This is a genomic window from Streptomyces sp. LS1784, from assembly GCF_020103755.1.
Lineage (GTDB): Bacteria > Actinomycetota > Actinomycetes > Streptomycetales > Streptomycetaceae > Kitasatospora.
On sequence record NZ_JAHSQD010001050.1, the window covers coordinates 1 to 1,355 of the forward strand.

General features: G+C 78.3%; 1 protein-coding gene. It reads left to right on the forward strand.

The features are described 5' to 3' along the window. On the forward strand, nucleotides 1-1,355 hold a 1,355-nt coding region (locus tag KS423_RS45520; protein WP_263455903.1), incomplete at both ends, for an FtsK/SpoIIIE domain-containing protein.

The window sequence follows — 1,355 nt, forward strand, 5'->3', positions numbered from 1 at the left end:
GGCCCCGGCACCACGCCCGGCACCACGCTGCCCGCCGTCCCGGTCACCCTCGACCTCCAGACCGCCGGCAGCCTCGGCCTCAGCGGACCGCGCGAGCGCCTGGACGCGCTCACCCGCGCCGTCGTCGCCCAGCTCGCCGCGCTGCACCCGCCGACCGGGCTCAGCCTGGTCGTGGTCGACGCCGACCCGACCCGCACCGCCGAGGAGCGCGCCGACACGTGGGCCTGGGCCCTGTGGCTGCCCCACCTGCGCCCGGTCGACGGCCAGGACTGCCGACTGCTGATCGGCCTCGACGACGAACAGGCCACCGCCCGGCTGACCGAGCTCACCGCCCGGCTCAGTGGCCCCAGCGGCCTCGGCGGCCACTCCGCCACCGTGGTCGTGGTGGACGGCCGCCCGGCCACCGAGGCCGCCCGGCGGGCCCTCGACCTGCTGCTGCGCCAGGGCCCGGCGGTCGGCATCTTCCCGATCTGCCTCGCCGAGCAGCCCGAGCTGCTCCCCCGGGGCCTCGGCGCCACCGCCCTGATCACCGGCGAGGTCGGCACCCAGCTCTCGCTGGACCGCCCGGTCGCCCGCGGCCGGGAGACCCTGCACGAGGTCTCGCTGGACGCCGTCTCGGACGCCTGGGCCGAACGGCTGGCCCGGGTCCTCGCCCCGCTGTGCGAGGCCGCCCCGGCCGCCCGCGGCCCGCTGCCCGACGTGCTGCGGCTGCTCGACCTGCTCCAGCTCGACACCGTCACCCCGGCCAAGCTGTCCGCCCGCTGGGAGGCCCACGCGGGCGGCATCGGCGCCGCCACCGCGCTGCTCGGCACCACCCGGGACGAGCTCTGCACACTCGACCTGGCCGACCCCGAGCTCACCCTCCCCTCCCCCGACCCGGGCGGCCCGCACCTGCTGATCGGCGGCGCCCGCGGCTCCGGCAAGACCGAGCTGCTGCGCACCCTGGTCGCCTCGCTCGCCGTCTCCGAGCGGCCCGAGCGGCTGACCGTCACGATCATCGAGGGCCGGGCCACCTCGGACGGCCAGGACGGCCTGGACGGCTGCACCGAGCTGCCGCACGTCACCGGCCGGGTGAACGCCGCCGCCGACCCGCGCGCCGCACTGCTCGCGGCCGAGGCGCTGGAAGACGAACTCACCCTGCGGGAGCGGCTGTTCGACGGGCTGGACTTCGCCTCCTGGCACGCCGCGCGCATCCTGGACGGGCAGAGCCTGGACAAGCAGGAGGCGGACGCGGACCACCCCCAGGTCCCGGTGCCCGCCACCGTCGGCGGCGGACCGGCCACGACGCCCCGGATCATCCCGCCGCGCAGCGCGGAGGGCCCCCGCCCGACCGCCGCCCCGGCCGTGCCCGCGCT